Annotated in this window: 1 protein-coding gene; it reads left to right on the plus strand. The window is 59.6% G+C overall.

All coding sequences use genetic code 11. The annotated features are described in order from the left end of the window. Positions 1 to 272 (plus strand): EF-hand domain-containing protein (locus SAZ04_RS22080; RefSeq protein WP_332699737.1); only part of this gene is annotated, 272 nt, incomplete at both ends.

Raw genomic sequence — 272 nt, forward strand, 5'->3', positions numbered from 1 at the left:
TTCATCGCGGAAATGGACAGCCAGTTTCGGACGATAGACAGCGACAAGAACGGGCAATTGAGCCAAACCGAGATCGAGCAATATCAGGTTCTCGCTGCCGCTGCCGAGGCGAAGGCTCGTAATCGCGCCCTGTTCGCCCAGCTGGACGTAAACAAAAATGGCCAGCTCAGCGCGTCGGAATTCGCCAAGCTGCCCGCACCGGCCCCGACCTCGAACGCGCAACCCATGCTGGCCCAGGAAGACAGCAATCGCGACAATCAGATCAGCCTGGC

The sequence above is a fragment of the Halalkalibacter lacteus genome (assembly GCF_036663595.1).
GTDB lineage: Bacteria > Bacillota > Bacilli > Bacillales > Bacillaceae_D > Halalkalibacter > Halalkalibacter lacteus.